Annotated in this window: 22 protein-coding genes, 1 tRNA gene and 1 pseudogene; 8 read left to right on the forward strand and 16 right to left on the reverse strand. The window is 46.1% G+C overall.

Features of this window, described 5'->3' with window-relative positions; genetic code table 11:
* Nucleotides 1-237 precede the first annotated feature (237 nt).
* Together HY877_02560 and nadC are read left to right on the forward strand one after the other, a co-directional pair.
* Nucleotides 238-2,924 (forward strand): annotated as a pseudogene (locus HY877_02560) (valine--tRNA ligase).
* Nucleotides 2,925-3,090: 166 nt separating this feature from the next.
* Nucleotides 3,091-3,921 (forward strand): carboxylating nicotinate-nucleotide diphosphorylase, encoded by an 831-nt coding sequence (gene nadC / locus HY877_02565; protein ID MBI5299166.1) that lies wholly within the window; start codon nt 3,091-3,093, stop codon nt 3,919-3,921.
* Here nadC and pckA read toward each other — a convergent pair.
* The 7 genes from pckA to HY877_02600 all read right to left on the reverse strand — a co-directional run bounded on the left by pckA (nt 3,905) and on the right by HY877_02600 (nt 11,909).
* Complete coding sequence (gene pckA, locus HY877_02570) at nt 3,905-5,413, reverse strand: phosphoenolpyruvate carboxykinase (ATP) (protein ID MBI5299167.1); 1,509 nt, start codon at nt 5,411-5,413, stop codon at nt 3,905-3,907. The genes nadC and pckA overlap by 17 nt on opposite strands.
* A 1-nt stretch (nt 5,414) precedes the next feature.
* Nucleotides 5,415-6,158: a succinate dehydrogenase/fumarate reductase iron-sulfur subunit gene (locus HY877_02575; protein MBI5299168.1), complete on the reverse strand. Its 744-nt coding sequence runs from the start codon at nt 6,156-6,158 to the stop codon at nt 5,415-5,417.
* Nucleotides 6,155-8,071 (reverse strand): fumarate reductase/succinate dehydrogenase flavoprotein subunit, encoded by a 1,917-nt coding sequence (locus HY877_02580; GenBank protein ID MBI5299169.1) that lies wholly within the window; start codon nt 8,069-8,071, stop codon nt 6,155-6,157. Before HY877_02580 ends, HY877_02575 begins: the two co-directional genes overlap by 4 nt.
* Nucleotides 8,064-8,723 (reverse strand): succinate dehydrogenase cytochrome b subunit, encoded by a 660-nt coding sequence (locus HY877_02585; GenBank protein MBI5299170.1) that lies wholly within the window; start codon nt 8,721-8,723, stop codon nt 8,064-8,066. Before HY877_02585 ends, HY877_02580 begins: the two co-directional genes overlap by 8 nt.
* 218 nt (nt 8,724-8,941) lie before the next feature.
* Complete coding sequence (locus HY877_02590; GenBank protein MBI5299171.1) at nt 8,942-11,092, reverse strand: serine/threonine protein kinase; 2,151 nt, start codon at nt 11,090-11,092, stop codon at nt 8,942-8,944.
* Nucleotides 11,093-11,253: 161 nt separating this feature from the next.
* Nucleotides 11,254-11,505, reverse strand: coding sequence for a hypothetical protein (locus tag HY877_02595; GenBank protein MBI5299172.1), 252 nt, complete (start codon nt 11,503-11,505; stop codon nt 11,254-11,256).
* A complete protein-coding gene (locus HY877_02600; protein ID MBI5299173.1) occupies nt 11,502-11,909 on the reverse strand; it encodes a hypothetical protein in 408 nt (135 codons plus the stop codon). The genes HY877_02595 and HY877_02600 overlap by 4 nt, the downstream gene beginning before the upstream one ends.
* A 172-nt stretch (nt 11,910-12,081) precedes the next feature.
* Between HY877_02600 and sucC the strand changes: the two genes are divergently transcribed.
* From sucC to HY877_02615, 3 genes are read left to right on the forward strand one after another with little or no spacing between them, the layout of a single operon-like run.
* Nucleotides 12,082-13,248 carry an ADP-forming succinate--CoA ligase subunit beta gene (gene sucC / locus HY877_02605; GenBank protein MBI5299174.1) on the forward strand — a complete coding sequence of 389 codons (1,167 nt, stop codon included), beginning with the start codon at nt 12,082-12,084 and terminating at the stop codon, nt 13,246-13,248.
* Nucleotides 13,245-14,111 carry a succinate--CoA ligase subunit alpha gene (sucD, locus tag HY877_02610; GenBank protein MBI5299175.1) on the forward strand — a complete coding sequence of 289 codons (867 nt, stop codon included), beginning with the start codon at nt 13,245-13,247 and terminating at the stop codon, nt 14,109-14,111. Before sucC ends, sucD begins: the two co-directional genes overlap by 4 nt.
* A gap of 12 nt (nt 14,112-14,123) precedes the next feature.
* The gene (locus HY877_02615; GenBank protein MBI5299176.1) at nt 14,124-14,834 is read left to right on the forward strand and encodes a DUF192 domain-containing protein; all 711 of its coding nucleotides are present in this window, start codon (nt 14,124-14,126) and stop codon (nt 14,832-14,834) included.
* 10 nt (nt 14,835-14,844) lie between these two features.
* On the opposite strand, the gene HY877_02620 is transcribed toward HY877_02615, so the two are convergent.
* From HY877_02620 to HY877_02650, 7 genes are all read right to left on the reverse strand, one after another.
* The gene (locus tag HY877_02620) at nt 14,845-15,756 is read right to left on the reverse strand and encodes a peptidylprolyl isomerase (GenBank protein ID MBI5299177.1); all 912 of its coding nucleotides are present in this window, start codon (nt 15,754-15,756) and stop codon (nt 14,845-14,847) included.
* Between the two features lie 50 nt (nt 15,757-15,806).
* Complete coding sequence (locus HY877_02625; GenBank protein MBI5299178.1) at nt 15,807-16,085, reverse strand: acylphosphatase; 279 nt, start codon at nt 16,083-16,085, stop codon at nt 15,807-15,809.
* Nucleotides 16,082-16,645 (reverse strand): elongation factor P, encoded by a 564-nt coding sequence (gene efp / locus HY877_02630; protein MBI5299179.1) that lies wholly within the window; start codon nt 16,643-16,645, stop codon nt 16,082-16,084. Before efp ends, HY877_02625 begins: the two co-directional genes overlap by 4 nt.
* A gap of 305 nt (nt 16,646-16,950) precedes the next feature.
* The gene (locus tag HY877_02635; protein ID MBI5299180.1) at nt 16,951-17,775 is read right to left on the reverse strand and encodes a BON domain-containing protein; all 825 of its coding nucleotides are present in this window, start codon (nt 17,773-17,775) and stop codon (nt 16,951-16,953) included.
* A gap of 2 nt (nt 17,776-17,777) precedes the next feature.
* A complete protein-coding gene (locus tag HY877_02640; protein MBI5299181.1) occupies nt 17,778-18,158 on the reverse strand; it encodes a DUF2231 domain-containing protein in 381 nt (126 codons plus the stop codon).
* Nucleotides 18,159-18,391: 233 nt separating this feature from the next.
* Nucleotides 18,392-18,832 carry a hypothetical protein gene (locus HY877_02645; protein ID MBI5299182.1) on the reverse strand — a complete coding sequence of 147 codons (441 nt, stop codon included), beginning with the start codon at nt 18,830-18,832 and terminating at the stop codon, nt 18,392-18,394.
* A 58-nt stretch (nt 18,833-18,890) separates the two neighbouring features.
* A complete protein-coding gene (locus tag HY877_02650) occupies nt 18,891-19,673 on the reverse strand; it encodes a 50S ribosomal protein L11 methyltransferase (protein MBI5299183.1) in 783 nt (260 codons plus the stop codon).
* Nucleotides 19,674-19,724: 51 nt separating this feature from the next.
* On the opposite strand from HY877_02650, the gene HY877_02655 reads away from it, so the two are divergent.
* Nucleotides 19,725-19,797: transfer RNA gene (locus HY877_02655), tRNA-Glu, on the forward strand.
* Nucleotides 19,798-19,813: 16 nt separating this feature from the next.
* Here HY877_02655 and HY877_02660 read toward each other — a convergent pair.
* Nucleotides 19,814-20,164, reverse strand: a complete 351-nt coding sequence (locus HY877_02660) for a DUF2203 family protein (GenBank protein ID MBI5299184.1) — start codon at nt 20,162-20,164, stop codon at nt 19,814-19,816.
* Nucleotides 20,165-20,280: 116 nt separating this feature from the next.
* Between HY877_02660 and HY877_02665 the strand changes: the two genes are divergently transcribed.
* Both HY877_02665 and HY877_02670 read left to right on the forward strand, forming a co-directional pair.
* Complete coding sequence (locus HY877_02665) at nt 20,281-21,876, forward strand: serine/threonine protein kinase (GenBank protein ID MBI5299185.1); 1,596 nt, start codon at nt 20,281-20,283, stop codon at nt 21,874-21,876.
* Between the two features lie 159 nt (nt 21,877-22,035).
* Nucleotides 22,036-23,112, forward strand: a complete 1,077-nt coding sequence (locus tag HY877_02670; protein MBI5299186.1) for a hypothetical protein — start codon at nt 22,036-22,038, stop codon at nt 23,110-23,112.
* A gap of 586 nt (nt 23,113-23,698) precedes the next feature.
* Here the strand turns inward: HY877_02670 and HY877_02675 are convergent.
* Nucleotides 23,699-24,271, reverse strand: coding sequence for an ORF6N domain-containing protein (locus HY877_02675; GenBank protein ID MBI5299187.1), 573 nt, complete (start codon nt 24,269-24,271; stop codon nt 23,699-23,701).
* Between the last annotated feature and the right edge of the window lie 90 nt (nt 24,272-24,361).

Raw genomic sequence — 24,361 nt, forward strand, 5'->3', positions numbered from 1 at the left:
AGTCATTTCGTAAAAGCGCCGTTTTGACCGTAGCCGTATGACGAGTGAAATTTTGACAGATTCCTGAATTTAGAAGATGACGAAGGAAATCTTCTAAATTCATTCTCGGAATCTGCCAAAATTTCGGGAGGACTAGGCGAAGGGAAGGCGCAGAAATGACTACCCCACTCTGCCAAAACAAACGCATATATGGCGAAGATTGACAGTGAGGGGGGTGTTCGTTTAGATTCTTTCGCCATGTCACAGGAACTTGCGAAAGCTTATGAGCCGAAAGAAGTCGAAAAGAAATGGTATGACTTCTGGCTCAAGAATAATTTTTTTCATGCTGAAACTTCTTCGAAAAAACCGCCTTACTGCATTGTTATTCCCCCGCCCAACGTTACGGGCGCCCTTCACATGGGGCATGCCCTCAATCATACGCTTCAGGATATTTTGATCCGGTGGAAAAGGATGTCGGGTTTTGAAACACTTTGGCTACCCGGAACCGATCACGCCGGCATTGCCACTCAAAATGTGGTGGAGCGGGAAATCCTCGCCAAAGAGGGGAAAACAAGACACGACTTGGGGCGCGAGGCGTTGATTCAGAAAATTTGGGGATGGAAAGAGCAATACGGCGACCGGATTTTAAAACAACTTCATGCGCTCGGTTCGAGTTGTGATTGGGAGCGTGCCCGCTTTACTCTGGATGAAGGGCTTTCGCGGGCGGTGCGTGAATGTTTTGTTCAGTTGTACAATAAAAAATTGATCTATCGCGGACATTATATTGTGAACTGGTGTTCGCGTTGCCATACGGCACTTGCCGATGATGAAGTGGAACATGAAGAACACAAAGGAAATCTTTGGTACATAAGATATCACATGAAAGAAGTCAGAGGTCAGGAGTCAGAAGTCAGAGGTCAGAGGTCAGAGGTCAGAGAAAACTATCTTGTCGTCGCAACCACGCGTCCTGAAACGATGCTGGGAGATTCTGCTGTGGCGGTGAATCCTAAAGACAAGCGTTATAAAAAATGGATTGGAAAGATATTGGTGTTGCCGGAAACAGGGCGTGAAATTCCGGTCATCGCCGATAATTTTGTCGATTCGAAATTCGGAACCGGCTGTGTGAAGGTGACGCCGGCGCATGATCCAAACGATTTTCAGATGGGGCTTCGTCACAATCTTCCGCAAATCAATATCATGAACGAAGATGCGACGATGAATAACAATGTGCCGGCGAAATATCGCGGACTCAAACGCGAAATTTGCCGCAAACAGTTGGCCCATTCTCTGGAACAGCAGGGGCTCCTCACAAAAACTGAGGAACATTTGCATGCAGTCGGGCATTGTTATCGTTGCAACACCGTTGTTGAACCGTGGCTCTCGGAACAATGGTTTGTGAAAATGAAACCGCTGGCCAAAAAAGCAATTACTGTGACTAAAAATAAAAAAGTTTCATTTTTTCCGAAACGCTGGGAGAAATTTTATCTCTCATGGCTTCACGATGTGCGCGACTGGTGCATCTCGCGACAAATCTGGTGGGGACACAGGATTCCGGTTTGGTATTGCGCAAAGAAATGTCCGCCGATTGTTGCGATTAAAACGCCAACGAAATGTCCCAAGTGCGGTAGTTCCTCATTGGAACAAGACAAAGATGTTTTGGATACGTGGTTTAGTTCAGCCCTCTGGCCTTTTTCCACACTTGGTTGGCCCAAAAAAACCAAAGAGCTTGAAAAATTTTATCCCACGAATGTTTTAATCACCGACCGTGGTATTATTTTTTTCTGGGTGGCGAGAATGGTGATGATGGGACTTGAGTTCATGAAGAAGGAACCCTTTCATCATGTCTATATTAATGGAACCGTTTTGGATGAAAATGGACAAAAGATGTCAAAGAGCCGACCGGAAACCTGCGTCGATCCGCTCAATGCCATTGAAAAATACGGTGCCGATGCGCTTCGTTATTCACTGATGTTGCTGGCGACGGAAGGTCAGGACCTCAGGTTATCTGAATCGAAATTTGAAACAGGAAAACATTTTTGTAACAAACTTTGGAACGCCACCCGTTTTGCGTTGATGAATCTGCAGAATTACAAAGGCCAGAAACCCAATGTAAAAGAGCTTTCACTGGCCGATCGCTGGATTTTGAACCGTCTCGATAAAACGATCCGGAAGATCAATAAAGAATTGGAAGGTTATCATTACTGTGATGCGGCACAAACTCTGTACCGTTTTGTCTGGAACGAATTTTGCGACTGGTATTTGGAGATGATTAAATCAAATATTTCCAATTCACCCACAACGCAAGCTACGCTGGCAGGCACTCTGGAAACTATTTTGCGGCTGGCTCATCCCTTTCTGCCTTTTATCACGGAAGAGTTGTGGCAACATATAAAGAAGTCAGAGGTCAGAAGTCAGAAATATCCATTGTTGTTGCTGAGTATCCCAAGGCTTCCAAAAAAATTCCGTATGCCAAAGAGGCAAAAGAGGTTGAATTATTACAACAGGTCATTGGGGCAATTCGCAATTTGCGCGGAGAACACAATGTGAATCCGAAGCAAAAGATGGAGGCCTTTATTAAAGTCGCATCAAAAAAAATACAGGATATATTGATGACGAATCAAAACACCATCAAAGAATTGGCTCAGATTTCCGAATTGAAATTCGTCAGCGCTCGTGAAGTGCCCGAGAAGACGGCTGTAGCTGTTGCGGGGGATGTTGAAATTTATGTTCCGTTCCAACAGCTTTTTGATATCCATGCGGAACGTTCACGCATTCAAAAAGAAATAGGAAAAACAGAGCAGGATATTGTTTCTTTCCAACGAAAACTGGCGAATGAAAATTTTGTGGCCCGCGCTCCAAAAGAAGTGGTGGCAAAAGAACAATTACGTTTGCAAGAATATCAGGAAAAATTGGGTAAATTAAAAAATGCACTGGGTCAGTTATAGTTAGCTCAAAACAAAATGTCTGGTTTCTTCTTGTCATTCCCGCGAAGACGGGAATCTAGACGTCATCCCGACGAAAATCGGGAACCAGAAATGAAAGACTGGATCCCTGCCTTCGCAGGGATGACAACAAATGCATTTTCCGGTATTTCCATAGACGGAGGCAAAATTGGAACTAAGCACCTTAATCGACAAAGCGATTGAAGAAGATTTGGGAGAAGGGGATATCACTACGGATACCCTTGTGGACCCTAAGTTGCCGGCGCTTGCGGTTCTGTCCTCCAAGCAAACGTGCGTGCTTGCCGGTCTTGATATTGCCCACAAAGTTTTTACTCGCATCGATCCTCAATGCAAATGGGATCCACAAACAAAAGATGGAGAATGGGTTGAAGCGGGAGAAACGATTGTCAAAATTCGGGGAAAAGCGGCTTCTCTTTTGAAAGCGGAGAGGGTGGCCCTCAATTTTCTGCAACATCTTTGTGGGATTGCGACACAGACTCGCAAATTTGTTGATGCGGTAAGTAACACAAAAGTGAAAATTCTCGATACGCGCAAAACCCTTCCGGGTTGGCGCGCGCTGGAAAAATATGCGGTCCGTATGGGCGGCGGGAACAATCACCGGTTGGGACTCTTCGATCGTTATCTCATCAAAAATAATCACATCGATATTGCAGGCGGTATTTCAAAGGCGGTTGAAAAAGTTTTGAGCCACAAAAAATCCAGCATACTGGTGGAGGTAGAAGTGCGCAATCTTGAGGAACTGAAAATAGCCCTGAAATACCCCGTGGATATTATTTTGTTGGATAATTTTGACACCAAACTTGCGAAAGAAGCGGTCCAGATTGGCAAAGGGAAAGTAAAGTTTGAAGCCTCGGGCGGAATCAATCTTTTCAACGTCGCCGAATACGCCGCAACTGGTGTTGATTTCATCTCTGTTGGAGCGTTAACCCACTCCGCTCCCGCGGCCGATTTGCATCTTGTGATTACTGGAACCGTTTGAAATTTTTTGTGAACAGGTCAGCAAGTTTTGTGGCCTGCACGGCGTAGGCCTGTTTATCTTTCCACGCATTGGAGGGGTTGAGAATATTGCCGGGAACGTTGGGACATTCTGACGGAATACTCAGATGAAATTGTGGCACCGGTGTGAAATTTGTTTTTGAGAGAGACCCATTTAAGCAGGCATTGATGATTGCGCGTGTGTGAGGAAGGCTGATTCTTTCTCCCACACCAACCGGTCCGCCAATCCAGCCTGTGTTGATGAGATAAACCGGAACTTGATGTTTCTTTAATTTTTTTCCAAACATTTCAGCATAAAAAGTTGCGGGCCTCGGCAAAAATGGGGCTCCAAAGCAACTGCTGAAAGTTGCCTGCGGGTCTTTCACGCCAGCTTCCGTGCCGGCGAGCTTTGCGGTGTAGCCGGAAAGGAAATGATACATCGCTTCTTCGGGTGCCAGCCGGGAAACGGGTGGCAATACACCAAAGGCGTCGGCCGTTAAAAAGAAAATGACATTGGGATGGCCGCCCACGCTGGGGATTTTTGCGTTGTCGATGTAATCAAGCGGATACGCGGCACGGGTATTTTCGGTGATGCCGGCATCGGTGTAATCAATTTTCTTTGTCGCCGGATTGAGAACCACGTTCTCTACGACGGTTCCTTTTTTGATGGCTCCCCAAATCTGCGGCTCATATTTATGCGAAAGATTAATGCACTTGGCGTAACAGCCCCCTTCCAGATTAAAGACGCCATGATTGTTCCATGCGTGTTCATCATCGCCAATCAAACGGCGGTGCGGGTCCGCGGAAAGCGTTGTCTTTCCTGTGCCGGAGAGGCCGAAGAAAAGGGCGACATCTTCTTTTTCTCCGACATTAGCGGAACAGTGCATCGTCAAAATTTCTTTTTCGGGCAATAAATAATTCAGGGTTGTGAAGATTGATTTTTTAATTTCACCGGCGTATTGCGTTCCGCCAATTAAAATAATGTTCTTTTCAAAGTTAAGGATGACGAAAGTTTCGGAGTTGGTGCCGTCTGTTTTTGGATCGGCCAGAAAGAGGGGCGCGGCAATAATCGTCATGTTGGGCTCGCCCCGAAGTTTTTCATTGGGCGCAAAACGCAAAAACAGATGATTGGCAAAAAGAGCGTGCCACGCAAGTTCCGCCACAACGCGGATGGTGAAACGTTGTTCCGGATCAGCGCAGGCATAACCTTCGTGAATAAAAACCTCTTTTTTCTGCAGATGATTCAAAACTTTTTTCAAAAGAGGATCAAATTTTTCCGGATCAAACGATAGATTGCCCGCACCCCACTCAATTTTGTCGTGGATGGCGGGACTCGGAACAAAAAAGCGGTCGTTGGGAGAACGTCCCGTTCTTTTTCCGGTGGTGACAACCAAAGCACCGTTGGAGGCAAGCGTCCCCTCTTTACGGTTTAATGCCTGTTGCAGAAGATCATCCACCGAAAGATTCACGAATTTTTTTTGAAAATTTTGTTCCATTTTATTTTTTGAGTGCGGCTTTGAGATATTTTCTGTTTAGCCGCGCGATGGTTTCCAGACTAATTCCTTTGGGACAGGCCTTGGCGCAGGCACCCGTGTTGGTGCAGGCGCCGAATCCTTCTTTATCCATTTGATCCACCATTTTTTGCACGCGGATTTCAGTTTCCACTTCTCCCTGCGGCAATAAATCCAGATGGCTCACTTTGGCCGCCACAAAAAGCATGGCCGAGGCATTTTTGCAGACTGCCACGCAGGCGCCGCAACCAACGCAGGTGGCCGCCAAAAAAGCTTTGTCGGAATTTTTCTTCGATATCAGAATATTGTTGGCGTCTTGCGCGCAACCGGTGTTGGTCGAAACAAATCCACCCGCTTTGATAATGCGGTCCAAAGCAGTGCGGTCCACAGAGAGATCCTTAATCAACGGAAAAGCGCGGGCGCGAAAAGGCTCAATCACAATGCAATCACCGTCTTTGAAATGCCGCATGTAAATTTGGCAGGTGGCGGTTCCCGGCAAAGGTCCGTGGGGATTGCCGTTGACGACCATGGAGCAGGAGCCGCAAATTCCTTCTCTGCAATCGTGATCAAAAGCCACGGGGTCTTTTTCTTCCTTCACGAGTTTTTCGTTGAGCACATCGAGCATTTCCAACAAGGAAAGATCAGGCGAAATTCCTTCAAGTTTGTAGTCGACCAACTTGCCTTTCTCTCTGGAATTTTTTTGACGCCAAATTTTTAAATTAAAATTCACTTATAACTCCGCGCGCTTTGTTTCACTTTTTCAAACACCAGAGGTTCTTTATTCAAAATGGGCTCTTTGTCTGACCCCGCATATTCCCATGCCGCTACATAACTGAATTCGGCATCGTTGCGGAGGGCTTCATTGTCCGCTGTCTGATATTCTTCCCGGAAATGTCCGCCGCACGATTCCTTGCGATGCAGGGCGTCCCTGCACAGCAAATCCCCAAGTTCCAAAAAGTCGGTCAGGCGTCCTGCTTTTTCCAGTTCCATATTGATGTTGCTTGTGTCGGAGGGAATTCGGATATTTTTCGGATATTCCTGCCGGAGCACCGCAATTTTTTCCATCGCTTCTTTCAAACTCTTTTCGGTGCGCGACATGCCGCATTTCTCCCAAAGCAAATGTCCCAATTCGCGATGCACTTCATCCACTGTTTTTGGTCCCTTGCTTTGCAACAGCGTTTCGATTTCTTTTTTCACACCGGCTTTTGCATTTTTGAAAGCGTCATTATCACCACTCACTTTTTCAAGAGAGGAAGAAGCTAGATAGTTGCTGATGGTGTAAGGGATGATGAAATAGCCATCTCCTAGCCCCTGCATCAAGGCGGAAGCGCCAAGCCGGTTTGCGCCGTGGTCTGAAAAATTGGCTTCGCCCAAAACAAAAAGTCCCGGGATGGTGCTCATCAAATTATAATCGACCCACAAACCGCCCATGGCATAGTGCGGGGCAGGGTAGATGCGCATCGGCACTTCGTTTGGATTTTCGCTGGTGATCTCGCGATACATGTCGAAGAGATTTCCGTATTTTTCGTTGATCGCTGTTTTCCCCAAACGTTTGATGGAATCGGCAAAATCCAGATAAACTGCGCGGCCGGTGGGACCCACACCGCGTCCTTCATCCGCGCGGAACTTGGCTTGGCGGGAGGAGATGTCGCGCGGAGCAAGGTTTCCGTAACTTGGATAAATTCTTTCGAGATAGTAATCGCGTTCCTCTTCGGGAATTTGTTTCGGATTGCGTTTGTCGCCCGCTTGTTTTGGCACCCATACGCGTCCGTCATTTCGGAGTGACTCGGACATCAGCGTTAATTTTGATTGCCCTTCGCTCGCTTGCGGAATGCAGGTGGGGTGGATTTGCGTGTAGCACGGATTAGCGAAATGAGCGCCGCGCTTGTAGGCGCGCCAGATGGCGGTGGCATTCGACATTTTTGCGTTGGTGGAAAGATAAAAAACATTCGCGTAACCGCCCGTTGCCAAAATCACGGCGTCGCCGACATACGTTTCCAATTCGCCGTTTAGAAGATTGCGTACAACAATGCCGCGCGCTTTGCCGTTGATGACAACAAGATCCATCATTTCACGACGCGTGACGAGATCAACCGTGCCCGCCGAGACTTGTCGCATCAGCGCAGAGTAAGCGCCAAGCAATAACTGCTGGCCCGTTTGCCCGCGTGCGTAGAACGTGCGCGAAACTTGCGCGCCGCCAAAAGAGCGGTTGTCCAGCAGTCCGCCATATTCGCGCGCAAAGGGAACGCCTTGCGCGACACACTGATCAATAATATTTCCCGAAATTTGTGCGAGGCGGTAAACATTGGCCTCGCGTGCGCGAAAATCTCCACCTTTTATTGTGTCGTAGAAAAGCCGCAAAACAGAATCGCCGTCATTCTGATAATTTTTGGCGGCGTTGATTCCTCCCTGCGCGGCAACCGAATGCGCCCTGCGCGGACTTTCATGAATGCACAGCGTGGTAACATTATAACCGAGTTCGGCAAGAGAAGCGGAAGCAGAAGCGCCCGCCAAGCCCGTTCCAACAACAATCACACGGTACTTTCTTTTGTTGGACGGGTTCACGAGCTTCATCTGAAATTTATGCAGATCCCATTTTTCTTCGAGAGGTCCGCCCGGAATATGTGCATTGAGTTCAACCATTTTTAAAGAAAACGTAAAGCGGTTGTGAAATAAAACCGGCCGTCACCACTACCGCGTAGAAAATACCAAATTTTTCAAGCACCGGACTCCATTTGTCGTCTTTGAGTCCCAGCGACTGAAACCCGGAGGCAAAACCGTGACTCAAGTGAACACCCAAAACCAGCAGGCAAAAAACATACAGGCCTACATAAGTCCGATTATGAAAAATCTCCAGCGTCAGCCGGTAAAGGTCGCGCATCTCAACGCCGTTGTAGGTAACTGTATATTCGGGCCCGAATTTGAAAGTAATAAGATGATAGATCACAAAAACGGCGAGGATACTTCCCTGAAACATCATAGTTCTGGATTGAATGGGAGTTTTTTTCTCGTGGTTCGATGCTTTTGCGTAGCCTTGGGGTCTGGCCATCCGGTTACGAATTGTAAGAATAATTCCCATCAAAAAGTGAAGGCCAAAAATAGTTACAAGACCCGCCTCGATAATATAAATGAGATGACTGCTGATGAGATTGTGGCTGTAGGTGTTGTAGGCTTCAGGGCCTACGAAAATCAGGAAATTTCCCGCCATGTGGGTGAGGACAAAGAGAGCCAGCCCAAGGCCGGCCATGCCCGTTAATTGTTTCCGTCCAATGCTGGAAGTAAGATATCGAATCATTTGGACGCGGACCTTCTACTACTTGAAATAAATTTGTCCATGAGAAATTCCCAAGATGAGGTTTCAATTATGAGACTGTTGAAAAATATGTATTTTTCATTGTGTCATTCTGAACACATTCGCTTCGCTCAGTGTAAACTCCGTGAAGGATCTGCTTGACAACAAAGTGGATCCTTCGCTCCGCTCAGGATGACAAAAAGTGTATTCTTTAACACTCTCTAATGAGATTTTTCTACATGAACAACTTTGAAGTTGCCATCGTCCTGAACGATGCCGACGAGAGAGACGGGACCTTCCTGAAATAATTTGACAAATCTTTTGGCCCTCTCAACGTCTTCCTTGTGAAGACCCTCATCCATATGAAGAGACTTCTGAATCATATCTCCCCATGGAAGATGGATCGTAAAACTGAGATCAAAAGTTGTTATTGTAGGTGGAGGTGTCTTGAATTCACCAATTGGTTGGCTTACAATCCCCCGAGATTCTTTCACGACAACATTATCCACAACAACATTATTTAAAAAGATGTAGGCACCACCGTGTGCTCGTTTTAAATCCTCTGCCGTATCAACAGGGTGCAGAGGAACTGCGCCTCGCTGATATTCTTTAAGTGTGGCGCCCGTGATTTTTCCAGCTCTGTAAAGAGCAAGAGAGCCGATCTCAACATAAGGTTTCAAGTGGCGCAGTTGCCGTTGTTTCCACAGTCCAAGGCCAGCCAGTAGTGCACCCGCACCAGCCAAAATAAAACCCCACGTGGGTGGAAACTTTTCAAAATACAATGCCAATGTATCAACTGTTGCTAAAAGCCCTCCAATCACAGTAGCTTCCTGCCAGAGTTCCTGGCTTACAAAATCCTTTGCGCTCCTTCGATCCCCTTCTGTATCATGTAGTCTTTGCAAATATTGATGCGCTCCCATGGTCATTATTTCCGAAGCATTCGCGGCGGCAATGGCGACGGCAGTAGCAACGGCTTGCGCAGGCGCAACTTCTGCTGGAAGAGTGGCGGGAGGATTCGTAGGTCTTGCTTTGGCTTGGCGCCGCACCTCCGGTTTTTTATCCACCAGCATGGCAAGGTTGTCCAAAAATTCACGGCTCAAATATCTTTCGCTTGTCGCACGAAGTTCTGCGATGGTTTTCAGTGGGGAATCATATTGAAAGTGAACGTCCCTAAATTTTCCGCGAATCAAGTCGATAAGAACTAATCCCAGTCCGTAAAGATCGGTGGCATCGCTGAAAACAAGCCCGGATTTATAGTGCTCTGGCGTGGTGTAGGCAAAAGTTCCCTTGATGCCGCTGTAACTGGACTGGTCTCTTGCCTCTCCTTCAAACCGTGCGAATCCAAAATCAATGATTTTAACCGTGAAGGTTCCGTCTGCATTTTCGATGATCATCAAATTGCTGGGTTTGATATCTCTGTGGATAATACCCTTGGCGTGGGCGGCTTGGAGCCCGTCCATGGTCTGTCTTGTGATCTCCCACAGCTGGGCTTCGCTAAAGCGGCGCCCCTCTTGAACAAGTTGCGCAAGGGTTTTTCCGTCCACATATTCGGTGATGACGATCATCTCCTTGGTTCCCCAGAAGGGGTGGGGAATTTCCGCGATGTCGTGCAAGCGGACGACGTGTTCATTGTCGATATTGCCAAGAGCTTTTGCTTCATCCCGAAGTCGCTTAGCTTGTCTGGGATCGCGCAGAATTTTGCCGGCATATTTTATGTGCGCTCCATCTTCAAGGAGGAGAATTGTTCCCTGACCGGCGGTAGCGATGTTGCCAACAACGATGTAGGAACCCTTTTCACCCGGAAAACTTTTGAGTGATTGGGCGGTGGGTTTGGCGGCGGAAAGCGTCTCTGCGGGAGGTGCTTCGGGTCTTGATCTGTTTGGAGCTGAAATTTCTCTGTCCGTTTCCTCCATCCCTGTTCGTGAACCTTGAGGGCGTGCACGCTCTCCAACTCCGGAGGCTTCCATGACCACAACTACACGCCCATCGGAGGTGAGGCGTTGTACGGGATGGGGTGCAAGGTGATGCGCAAAAATACCGGCCACAGTAGCGGCATCGGCGAAGCGTTGAGATTGAGATTGGACCGCTGAGGTTGTTCTTCCTCTTGCCATTTGAAATCGGGCCCAAGTTTCGGGAGGTATTTGCGCGATGTATTGGGCGAGTTGGCGGGTGACGACTGCATCCAATCTTCCGCCCCGAAGAGTTTGAAGTAACGAGGTGACTTCATCAACAGGTGATGCAGGAGTAAAAACAGAAAGAGCCAGCAGATAACTGCTGACGACACCCCTGTCCGCCGAGGTCAATCCTGTTTCAAGAAGAATATCCGCCGCGCCTTGCGCGGAGGGAGCCAAAAAAACAGCTGAAAGTCCCATAAATGTTCCTCTACCACTGTCATCGGCAGAACTCAAAATTTGTTGCGTGTGCGTGGCAGATTTTTTTTAGTGCCCGCTCAGGTGTCCGACACCTTCCCCATACACCTGTCGGATTTTTGACGGTATTTTCGGAATGCTTTCGCGAAATATTTTCTGGGCCATTATATTTTGAGTTGTTTTTTGAAATCTTCCAAATGGGAGGGATATTTTCTTTCCACAATTTCTGAGGCGCTGAGCAAAACGCCGCGGGGATTGCCGATATAATAGGGGAGCATTTCCAGAACCAGATTTTTGAAATTTTCGTAACCCAGTTTTGTTTTGTCGATGATGGAGTAAATATCGTCCGGGTCCTGTTTTCGAAAACGCTCCAGTTTTAATTTAATCAAATCTTCTGCGGTGGATTTTGTTTTCATGTCAGATTTTTTTCCTGATAGAACCGGAATTGTGCCAGTTGCAACTGCGACAAAACAGGTTCCTGATTTAGTCTCCAATCTCCCAGAAATTGAAAATGGGAAGCTTCTTCTTTTGAAGTGTCGAGAAATCTCACATCTTCCAAAAGAGTTTTATAGAAGGAGCGCCGCCTTGGGTTGAGATGACTTTTGAGTTTTGCCTCTTCCAGAAGTTTTTTCCGCAAGCAATCGAGAGCGGGAAGTGCTTTTTCGGTCAGTTCATAAAACACACGCCCTTTTTTATAAACTTTTTTGAGAAATTTTAACCGCGCCAAGGAGGCCAATGTTTTAAGATCATTTTTAACCTGATCTCTCGATAACACACCAAAAAGGGAAAGTTTTTGGAGAAGTTTTTCTTTATTATTCATAATATAAGTATTTAATATTACACATAGATATTACTATAACGACTTACTCAAGTCAAGTAACTAAAAATAGTTAGTTATTATGGTATGTTATATATTTTTAAAAGTTTGATTTTTCCATGCCCAGATTCGGGACTTGTCAAGTGGGGTGGATGGTGTTAGGCAGGCCGCGTTTATGAAAATCCACGAATATCAGGCGAAAGAATTGCTCAAAAAATTTGGTGTGGCGGTGCCTCAGGGTGTGTTGGCTTTAAATGGGGATGAAGCCGTTGCTGGCGCAAAAAATATCGGTTTTCCTATCGTCGTGAAGGCGCAGATTCATGCAGGCGGCCGAGGGAAAGGTGGTGGAATCAAGTTAGCCAAGACGCCCGAAGAAACAAAAACTTTTGCCGGTCAAATTTTGGGAATGACGCTGGTGACTCCTCAAACAGGTTCTGAAGGAAAATTAGTTAAAAAAGTTTGGATCGAAAAAGCAACCGACATCGCCAAAGAATTTTATTTGGGATTGGTGTTGGATCGTGCCTGCTCTGAACTCGTGTTGATGGCTTCTCCCGAAGGAGGAGTGGAAATTGAAGAAGTGGCCAACCGTTCGCCGGAAAAAATTTTTAAAACATGGATCAATCCCACCACCGGTTTGGAGCCTTTTCAGGCAAGAAAACTTGGATTTCAACTGGGTCTCGATAATAACACCGTCAAAAAATTTGCTTCTTTCGCGATGAATCTCTACCGCTTTTTTATGGCCACCGATGCATCCATGGCCGAAATCAATCCGCTCGTTCTCACTAAACAAGGCGATGTGCTGGCGCTCGACGCCAAAGTTAATTTTGATGACAACGCCCTTTTCCGTCATCCCGATATCGCGGAACTTCTCGATCCCAATGAAGAAGACAAAGACGAACTCGAAGCTTCAGTACACGACCTTAACTACATCAGCCTGTCGGGAAACATTGGTTGTCTGGTGAATGGCGCGGGACTTGCGATGGCGACGATGGACATTATCAAACTGGCTGGTGGTGCGCCGTGCAATTTTTTGGATGTGGGCGGTTCTGCTTCGCAGGAAACGGTGACGGAAGCTTTCAGAATTCTTTTGCGTCACGAAAAAATAAAAGTGATCTTCGTCAATATTTTTGGCGGTATTTTGAAATGTGATCTGTTGGCAGAGGGCATTGTGGCCGCGGCAAAGGAACTCGATGTGACTGTGCCGCTGGTCGTTCGGCTTTTGGGAACAAATGTGGAAGAGGGAAAGAAAATTTTGGTGGCCTCCGGGCTTAATATCATCAGTGAAGACGATATGACCAAAGCGGCACAGAAAGTGGTTGCCTGCGCCAAAGAATCAATATGAGTATTTGGGTGAATAAAAATACAAAGGTTGTTGTGCAGGGAATCACCGGACAAGCGGGTTCCACGCATGCTAGAGGGTGCAAGGAATATGGAACGCAAGTTGTCGCGGGTGTAACGCCGGGCAAGGGTGGACAAAATTTTGAAGGGATTCCCATTTTTGATACCGTTTCTCAAACCGTGCAAAAAACCGGAGCCAACGCGAGTCTCATTTTTGTTCCCGCCGCTTTTGCCGCCGATGCCGTTTACGAAGCGGCCGATGCTGGCATCACTTTTATCGTTTGCATCACCGAAGGCATTCCGGTTTTGGATATGATTCCGGTCAAACAGGTTTTACGCGCAAATAAAATCCGCCTGATTGGTCCCAACTGTCCGGGCATTATCACTCCGGGCGAATGCAAAATAGGAATCATGCCCGGGCGCATTCACAAGCCCGGAAAAATCGGTGTTGTCTCACGCTCCGGCACATTAACTTACGAAGCTGTGGATCAACTCACAAAAGCGGGGTTGGGGCAGAGCACCTGTGTGGGAATTGGCGGAGATCCGATCATCGGCACTTCGTTTATTGATTGCCTCGATGCTTTTGAAAAAGATCCGCAAACCGAAGCCATTGTGATGATCGGCGAAATTGGCGGATCACAGGAAGAAGAGGCGGCGGAATTTATTCAATCCAATGTCAAAAAACGCGTGGTTTCTTTTATCGCGGGGCAAACAGCTCCCGAAGGAAAAAGAATGGGACACGCGGGCGCCATTATTTCGGGAGGAAAGGGAACTGCCAAAGAAAAAATTGCCAAATTGGAAAAATGCGGCATCGCCGTTTCCAGAAGCCCCGCAACAATTGGCAAAACAATGGCCGAGATTATTTAAAAAGGAGTCACCATGAAATTATTTTCTTTGTTGGTATGGCAAGCGCAAAACAAAATGTCCGGTTTCTTTTTGTCATTCCCGCCCCGTATCGCGGTACGGGGTAAACTCCGGCGGGAATCCAGAAAAGCTGAAAAAGACTGGATCCCTGCCTTCGCAGGGATGACAAGCTTGCATACGCAAAAACAGACATTTTGTTTTGCACTTGTTATAATCGGTTTGATTGGGTTCACTCTCGGTTGTGAACGTAATAAAGAGGTGCAGACTGAAGAAGCTTCTCCCGTTCCTTTGCAACAACAAGCGGCGGGACAAGCAGTTCCGGCCCCCGGTGAAGCGGCCAGTATTAGCGTTGGGAATGTTGTGTTAACTCCAAGAGATGCATCTCCTGTCACTTTCACTGTTGAAGTCGCCAAGACGCCTGAAGAAAAAAGCCATGGTTTGATGGGCCGTGAAAATTTGGCCGACAAACATGGGATGTGGTTTGTGTTTGATGAAGAGGTGCAAGATCCCTTCTGGATGAAAGATACGCCGCTTGCACTTGATATTATTTTTATCGATAGAAATAACAAGATTGTCGATATCATTCCCAATGCGGTTCCTAATTCCACGGATATTTTAACGCCGCATCAAAAATATCGGTATGTGCTGGAAGTCAAAGCGGGAACCGCCGCCAATCTAAAGCTGAACCTTGGCGACAAAGTCGAATTCCGCCTCGGCCCTCCCTAAAACGGAGTCCTCAATTCGCCGGTTTTGCGGGTACGGGCTGTTGCGGCGCTTCGAGTGATTCAAATTCTTTCGCGTACACAACCTTGTTTTTCTCTTTGAGCTCCGTCAACAATTTTGTCCGCGCGTCGCCGCGTGTTTTGAAGAGCACCTGATTTTTGACTTCTTCAAACGGCGCCTGTTCTGCGGGGGCGGTAACGGTAATGATACTGTAACCGCTGGTTGTTTTGATGGGGCCGGCAATTTCTCCCACCTTCATGGTGTAGGCTTTTTCGATGAGTGGTTCAAATCCGCGGCGAGTCAGCTTAGGATCGCTTTTGGAAACATAACCCAAATCGCCTCCCTGATCTTTTGTCATGGGATCTTCTGAAGTCTCTTTTGCAAGTTTGGCGAAATCCTCCCCGCCTTTGAGTTTGTCATAAATTTCATTGGCGATTTTCAAAGCATCCGGTTCCGAGTGCTTCGCGACATTGAGATTCTTGATTTTGCGGGCCGCTTTCATTTCTTCCGGTGTGGCATAGCGAACCATGATCTGGGAGAGTTTGAGTCTCTCAAATTCCCCTTTGTTTGCGTCGTAATATTTTTTGGCCTCTTTAAGGGAACTGTCTTCCACAAAAGCCTGCGCCAGAATCACTTTTCCGTAGAGATCAATTTTGTTTTTAACATCTTGTTTGCGATCCAAACCTTCTTTTTTGGCGGCTTGATAAAGGAGTTCCTGTTCCACCAGATTGTCGAGTATCTGTTTTTTTCCAAAGGGGGTGGCAAGTTGGGTGGCGATATTGGGATTGAGGGTTGAGAGAAATGCAAGATCACCCTCTGTGATTTTCTTGCCGTTGATTTCAACAACTGTTTTGCCTGATGACGAATTGCAACCGGAAATCATCAAGCAAAGAGAAAGAAAAAATAAAACACCTGTTTTTTTCATGAAACCCCCTTTAAAAGATATGATTTCGATATCAATATTTTTGAAAATGTCTAGTCTGTAATACGAAAGTCCCCGAAGCGATTTTCTTTTTCACTCCATTCTGCATCGACTTTTTCAACGTGCGCGGCGGGAGGACCTTTGTGACACCACTCTATAAACTCATCAAGTTTTTCCTGCGAACCTTCGGCAAATGTTTCCACACGGCCGTCGGGAAGATTGCGCACCCAACCCGTTAATTTTAATGCGATTGCTTTTTTATGCGTGTGCATCCGAAAAAAAACACCCTGAACCCCTCCGGAAATAAAAAGATGAACCTGCGGCATTTTTATTTGCCTTTGCCGCGTTCCAAATAGGCATCGGTGTTGGGATTGATTTTGATGATGTCGCCCACTTCCACAAACTGCGGCACTTTGATGGTGTGCCCCGTTTCAATCACGGCGTTTTTATAGGAGGCGCTGGCAGTGGCGGTGCGCATGCCGGGCTCGGCTTCAATCACTTTAAATTCCAGAGAAGAAGGAAGATCAACCCCGACCGGGTTTTCTTCATAGAAAGTAATTTTGATGATGGAATTGGGAAGCAGATAATGTCCGGCATTTCTAAGTTGGCCGATGGTCATCGTGATCTGTTCGTAATTTTCAGTATTCATGAAATGATATTGTTCCTGCTCTTTGTAAAGGAATTGCATTTCGTGGGTGGTGAGGTTGGCTTTTTCAATGTCATCCGTGGCGGAAAAACGATATTCCTTTTGAATGCCATCTTTGAGTCGCATCAACTTTGATTGAAAAAATGCCCTGAGGTTTCCCGGTGTTCTGTGGACCGATTCCATGCAACGGCACAATTCGCCATCCATAATGACAACCATTCCGGGTCTTAAATCGCCAGCTTTCATGTGTTCTCCTTATGCTTGCTTAGAGTGTATCTAATAAGTGGGTGTCATCCTGAACACATTCGCTTCGCTCAGTGTAAACTCCGTGAAGGATCTAATTGGTAAATAATTGGATTCTTCGCTTCGCTCAGAATGACAACTTTCGTAAACAATTTATGAAATATGTTCCATGCGTCACGCGGAGGTGCGTATAGTTGATTTCACAAACCAGCTCAAGGGGTTTTTTAACAGCAAGTGGTGGAAAATGGTTTACAGTTACTTGCACCATTCCCCACCACTCCCATTACGTAACTCATGGTGTGGAAGAATCAGTATTTCCCCAGACCCACTCGTATCTCCGTTTTTCTTGTCATTTTATCTTCTACCGAAACAACACCCGGCACATTTTCCGCCGTCTGCCGGATGTAACGTGTCTGATCGTAGCTGGAAACCTCACCACCCAATGTCACCTTGCCGTTATTGACCGCGACGCGCAGTTGAATATCACTGTCTTTCAGATAGGAATCCAGCAAGGAACGGATATTTTCCGCAAGAAGCTGATCCGACGCCCTTTTCCCAATGACGTGGATATTATTCGTAACGCTTTTGACGCCTTTCGTATTCGCCGCTACATAAGCCGCCATGATTCGGTGATGCAAAGCGTTGGTTGTTCCTTTGAGCGTGACGTTTCCGTCCCGAACTTCAATGCCAAGATCACGGATTTCAATCTGGCAATGAGCGGGGATCGCTGTCGCGATGTTCCGTTGGATCTCGTAGTCGGGAACAGAGGAGGGGTTGACCTTTAACTCCTTGGTCGAATAGTTTTTACCCCATGTCCTTTCAATGATTTCTTCCAAGAGTTGCTTCTCTGCAAGGTTCATGACGGAGCCGAACAAAATAAGGGAATCATCTTTCCTGTTGATTTGAACGTCTGTTGCATGAATGCGGGAGTCGAGTTGCAGGTGTTGACGGATCAATGCAACCGGATCCATTGCAGTATCTATCATGGGGGCTCGCGTCGCCCCCTCCAACGGCAAAGCCGTTGGAGCCTCCACCTTACGTTCGCCTTGCTCACTGGTGGCCCGTGCAGGGTGACTGCCTGAAATAAAAAGGGCTATGATGAAACAAACCATCCATTTTTTATTCGTTTTCATAATTAGTTCTCCTTATGATTATGTGAATTCGGGTTTTCATCCCCATGATGATGACCGGAATTTTCTCCTTCAGCTTCTCCATTATTAGAAACGGCTTTTACGGCGGCTCCTTCGATGAAGACCATTCGCATGCCCAGATCGGCATTTTGCAAAATCAACAAAACTACAAATCCCAACAGAAAAAGAAAAAGTTTTGATGCCTTTGGAATCCCTTCGCGTTTCAGGAAACTCCAGATCGTCAGCAAGCCTCCCAGCCCAAGGATGGTGAATCCGATTGTTTGATGGGTTTTCATCATTCGATGGACGGTTTCACCATGCGGAAAACTTGTCTCTGCCCAGTAACCGGTAAAGACCGTGATCAGAGTGCTGACGAGTCCTAACACCAGACATATCCGTCCCGCTAACAGAAAGTCATTTCTCCTCCGAGAGATTCCGACTATGTAGAAGAACAATGCTGTCGGAAAAAGGGCGATGGGGAAATGAACAAAAACGGGATGAACATTAAAAAACTGACTAAGACCCCGAAAACCTAGAAGCGACCAATCCATAAATTATCTCCCTATTTTGAGTATGGTGCTAAAAAAAATACAACTACCCCTTCAAAAAGAGGAGATTCTCAAATCAGGAAAACTTGATTTTGAATATAGATCGGGACTGACTTTGGGGGACCGTGATAGTTGGAGTTGATGAAAAGATGTGGTGGAGATGCAAGAAATGTCGTTGTGGAAAAGGCCCTGCCGGTAAGTGATACGACGTAAGCATATTTCACAGGCGCCGGTGTGGCGGATGAAGCCAGAATAACGCTTTCCATTTTAACGCAATCACAGAAATGAGGCGTTGGTGATGTGTTGTGGGATGGATGATGAGGGTCCTGCGCATGTTGACTTGCTAGTTTGGTATGCGCCTGATGACACTTGCCATGATGGGCGGTTGTATCAAGACAATGACAAAAAAAAGCGACTCCGAGATAACCCACATAAAACAAACCGGTAGCAGACAGAATGGCCTTCTTTTTTGCAGACCTTCGAATTTGGTTCAAAAAAATATTCATTTTCAAACCGGTTCCTTCAGCGTTTCGAACGCTATTTCAGATGAGGGATCAAGTAAAGCGCATTTTAGATTTTCCATTCTATTTCACTATAATGTAGGGGATCTTCCGGGTGGGGAACAATGTTTAACCAGAATGTAGCCGCACCTTTCTGGTTTTTGGAGACTGCCAAAAAAGTTTGTCCCCAATGAGTGGGTTTTTTGTCAGGTGCGCAGTCGGTGATGCATCCTTTAGTCCATACCACATAAGGCCAAGCGAGTACTCCTGCAAAATGTCCGGCGCCGCGTGAAAGAGACCACCTTTTTTTAATGTGAATCCCTTTCACATATTTCTGAAGCGGGTTTTTGGTTTTAATTTTAAAAAGTGGCGAGGATTTTTTCAGCAGATTTTTTTTACGGTCAACGGGTGCGCCATAAAGAGAAATCTCTTCCGGAATAATTTTTCCATTCGGTTTTAAAAAACGTTTTTTTACATCTTCCAATGTCGGAATAAAATTTTCATCGAAAGCAAGCGGTCCCACCGTTTCCTGAATCAAGACATCCGCTTTTTCAACAAGTTCCACATTGAAAGAATGGTCTTCCAGAAAACAAATTTTATTTTTCATACCAAGTTGCTCCGCTTGCCATTGTGCGAACTCCAGCGCTTCTCCATCTACATCCATCGCATAAACTCTTTTGGCGCCTTTATGGCATGCGGCAAAGCTGAGCAGGCCAAGACCGCAACCAACGTCCACCACGACATCGCCCGGTTTCACTTTTTTTGTGATGGCGCGCAAAAGCGAAAGACTTCGCTCCATATCAAAAATCATGTGGGCATGTCGCCGGATGACGGAATGAAAGGGTTTATTCATTTTTTTCTATTGCACCCTCTTTGTTTCTTGTTTACTGCTGTATCAGCTTACGCTCCCTTCGTCTAGAGGCCTAGGACGCTGCCCTCTCACGGCGGTAACACGGGTTCGAATCCCGTAGGGAGCACAATAAGATCGATGCACTATCTCGGTGCACCTGTTTCCATGTTGTAGGCGTTGAAAAATTCGACGTCGTCTTCGGAATGGTTCCAGCAGTAATAACCCTCGCCGTTGTCAAAATTAACAAGCCACGGACCTTTCGGTTCGCAACCGAGTTTTGTTATTTTTTGCGTCCACTTTTCAACAATGGTCTCGAGTTCTTGTTCGTAATAGGAACGTTGCGAAGGGGCGGGATCGATCTCCTCAATATGATTTTTGAGTCGCTCCACTTGCAACACCGCCTCGTCTGTGATGCGCTTGACAAGAGGAAGCAATTCACGCGCCTCTTCCAGACTAAAACACCTCTTCCGATTGAATTCGAAAATCGCCACCATATGCGTTGAGTATAGCAGAGGGGAACCCCTGTCCACCAAGGATTTGTGTGAGATTTGGTACAGTTTGTTTTTTGGGGGACAAGATATGCGCTGGTTGCACAAAAAATAGTTTCTGAATGGGAATGAATCTTGCAAGAAAGTGGGGGATGCGACTTCCTTACTCCTTTGGCCGTTACGTGATGACCCAAAAAATTGCGCAGGGGGGAATGGCCGAAATTTTCAAAGGAAAATTTGTGGGGGAGAGTGGTTTCACCAAAGAGGTGGCGATCAAACGTCTGCTTCCAATCTGGTCGGACAATCCCAATTTTATCAACATGTTGATTGATGAAGCCAAAGCATTGGTTCATCTCAATCATCCCAACATCGTCCAGATTTTTGATTTGGGACGTGACGAAAAAACTTTTTATATCTCGATGGAATGGGTGGATGGCATCGACCTTCGCCGGTTTTTTTTGAAGGGTGTCGAAACCGAAAGGGAATGTCCTCTTTCTATCACCCTTTTTATTATTTTAGAGGTTTTGAAAGCGCTCGACTATGCCCACCATAAAATCCATCTGGTCCACCGCGACGTTTCGCCCCAAAATATCCTTCTCTCTTATGAAGGGCAGGTGAAACTGACCGATTTTGGAATTGCCAAGGGGAATCACCGTTCTCAGGAAACCACGCAAGCGCAGGTGAAGGGGAAATATACTTACATGTCTCCGGAACAGGCGCGCGGAGAAACCATCGATTGCCGGACCGATTTATATGCGCTGGGAATTGTTTTCTATGAATTGTTGGAGGGGAAACGCCTCTTTGATGGAGTAAATGATTTGGCAACTTTGGAACAGGTTCGGGAAGCAAGACTCCCGAAGGGCGCTTTGCAAAAGTGGCCCGCTATTTTGCGCGGGATTGTGTTGAAGGCGCTTCAAAAAGAAACGCAATATCGCTATCAAACCGCCGCAGAGTTTTTGAAGGACTTGCAAAAGTTTATCGAAAAACAAAACCTCAGAACAGCTTCTTCAGAGTTGGCTTCGTATCTCTCTGAAATATCGCCGAAAAATGAAGATAAAGTAGGTGTTGAGACAACCGTTTCGAACGGAACGGGTGTGGAGAAAAAATCTTTCCCCACGCCGCTTTTTTTTGGGATTCTTTTCTTTTTTCTGATGTGTCTCGGCGGCGGTTTTTTATGGAGGTCGTCCAAAAAAGAAACCACGAAGCAAAATAATGTGTCTGTCGCTGAAAAAATTGCCATCCCCCCTTTGAGAGGATCCATCACCATCAATTCCAAACCAAAATCGTTCCGTGGGCATTTAAGTTTTGGAGGTATGGAAAAAGATTTTGAAACACCTTTCCATTTGGCCGATCTGGATGTGGAAGAGGAAAAAGAAGGAAAAATCAAAATCTTGAGCGACAAAGGTAAAGAAATTATTGAGAAATTTTCCTTGGGTCCCCTCAACCCAAATTGGGCCAAGACGGTGGTGGTGGAAGAACCCAAACCCGGTTCTCTGAAAGTGGCGGCCAAACCATGGGGGCAGGTTTCCATTCCGGGAGTTGTGAGGGATCGGGAAACGCCTCTGAACACCGTTCACTTGGAGCCGGGAGAATATCGAGTGCAGGTCGCCTACCCTCCCACCAATCAAAAAACCGAAAAAGTGATTCAAATAGCCAGCGGCGCCGACATTGTCTGCCAAGCCGACTTCAGCACCAAACCAACCCTTGTTTGCCGCTGACAGGTTACCATATGGTAGCAGGTACCATGTGGTAAAATTTTGTTCGCAACTTTTTTTGCAAAGTGCCGATGATTATAGAGTAAAGGGGAAACAGATATGTCTTTTGGTCTGACATTGCAGACGTTTAACGATCTTATCGCCTTTTAATCCGGCCTTGAATTGTTTGTTGTGCAGGCGGGAGTGGAGCCGGCGGATATTGAAACGGCTCAAGCTACCTATTCACTCATTGAAACAACACAGGCCAATCCATTTCATGATAGAAGAGTTTTACAACGAAGGCTTTTGGAATCAGCCATGAGGGATCCAAAAATTGCTGAAGTATTCCTGCGTGCTTTGGCATTGAAACCGTCTTCTGTCCCACAACACACGCAACGTTTTGCAACACATTTCGATCCCTCTCTCTTTTTGAAAAACAAGACCGGTTCCGCACAACTTGCTGTTGGAGCAAGCGCATCACGAAGGCCAAGAAATTCGCCTCACCGTGCCGCGGTCTTTGCGGCTGGTCCGGCGAGAGGGATCGCTGAAAGACTCCGACTTCTTAACAAAAATCCGTATTTTCTGGTTATCATACCCTCAGACCGCAAATCTTTTCTTGATGGACTTGCAATGATTTCGCAACGAGACAATATTTCTGCCTCTCCCCGTGCAAAATTGATTGTTGTAAAGTTGTCTGACGGTGGCACGGAAATCAGGATGCTTCAAAGCTCTATGTCACATGGCAAAGTTGTTTTGGAGGGAGAAAGAATTGTATGGCGCGGTTCGGTGAGGATTAGTCATGATGGTTCCAAAATGGATTTTGACGGTTTGGATAATTCTAATAGCTCGGATAGTTCTCATTGGTTACATGTCCCCCATGAATCCATTAAGACTGTCATTGGAGATGTTAATCTGGAACCACATGAATTGGCCATGCTTCACAAGACTGACAAACCGCCGCCAAGACAAACTCCAGATGTCGATGCCTATGTGAAAATTTCCTCTTTGGCAGAGGCACTCACTCTTCCAATGATGCGGGAGGTCAACATGTTTGTGGTTGTTCGTTTGAAAGATGGTTCCATCGAAATGAGGGCGGGCGCAGGATTACATATGGCGATGATGGGTGAGAATGACGATCTGATCGCGAGCGGATGGTATGAGGTAAAAGGAAGAACAGTTACGCTTCACATTGATGGCAGGGAGGGCGATATTTCAGATATGGAAATTGATAGATTGATCCGGTCCCGAGTATTTAAGTGATGACGTCTGGGGAAATTCGGTTGCTATCGAATTTGAAACTCCACAACCATCATCCGCCGAAATAGAAGCAAGCTTATCTATACATAACGTCATAAGTAATTGCGCATAGATGTCATTCTGAGCGAAGCGAAGAATCCCATGCCAATACTGTCCTCACTGGATTCTTCGCCTGCGGCTCAGAATGACACCAGATAAGACATGTGCAAGTAATAATGATGTCGTCGCGTATATCTTACATAAAGCCAATAGAAATGATCACATCTACATTCCCAGAAATTGAGCAGAAGTATTCACGGCTGTGCAAACATTTGAGAATATGTTTACGAGAAATATAAAGGGAATCATTGTCGAAATGGCAGATAGAGAACTTGAATTGAGGCTCGTAGCTGATAACAGAGGGACCCACCACAGCCTTGTGCTATTGGAAGAAAATTATTTGTCTTTCGGCAGTTATGATCATTACATTTCAGACGAAATAAAAATATTTCTGCATAAGTTTGATGATTGTGGCATTGGTCCGTAGACCAAAATCCGTACACGTCCGCTTCATTTTCGTCGCTCTATTTGGCAAGATGTAAAAAAATTCTCACTCTTTTTGTCGAAATCCAATTTGTTTGTGTGGCGTTGGGGTTGCTGGTTCCATTAGTTGCCGGATTGCATTGAATAGGGATCGGATATGCACATCATGCTTGGTTACTTTTTGTTCTAGTTCCGCAAGTTTTTGAGCAAGCCCTTTGTGGGTTGCCAAAATTTCCTTCAGTTTGATAAAGGCTCGTACAACATAAATGCTAACCTCTATGGACCTATGTGTATTGAGTACGCTGGCCACCATAATTGCTCCATGTTCCGTAAAAGCATAGGGTAACGAGGTGGAATGTTTAAGATTTTTGAACCGGTCACAAATTGTGACCAGTTCATCTTTTTCACTTCCAGTTAATTGAAATATGAAATCCAAAGGAAAACGTTCCTTGTTTCGTTTAATCGCCTGATTCAGAACTTTTGTAGGTACTCCATATAAGACAGCTAAATCGACGTCCAGCATGACTCGTGCACCACGGATCAGCAAGATTTGTTCGGCAATACTTTCCGTGTTCGATGTGTGTATCACATAAAATATATGAGCAAGAAGAATGCCAAGTATAAAGTGGCCAATAAACATATTTGAACATTTTGAACAGACCAAAATCCGTACATGCCTGCTTCGTTTTCGTCACTTGCAACTCCTCAGCGCATCATTAAACATTCATTA

The organism is Deltaproteobacteria bacterium (genome assembly GCA_016213065.1).
Lineage (GTDB): Bacteria > UBA10199 > UBA10199 > SPLOWO2-01-44-7 > SPLOWO2-01-44-7 > JACRBV01.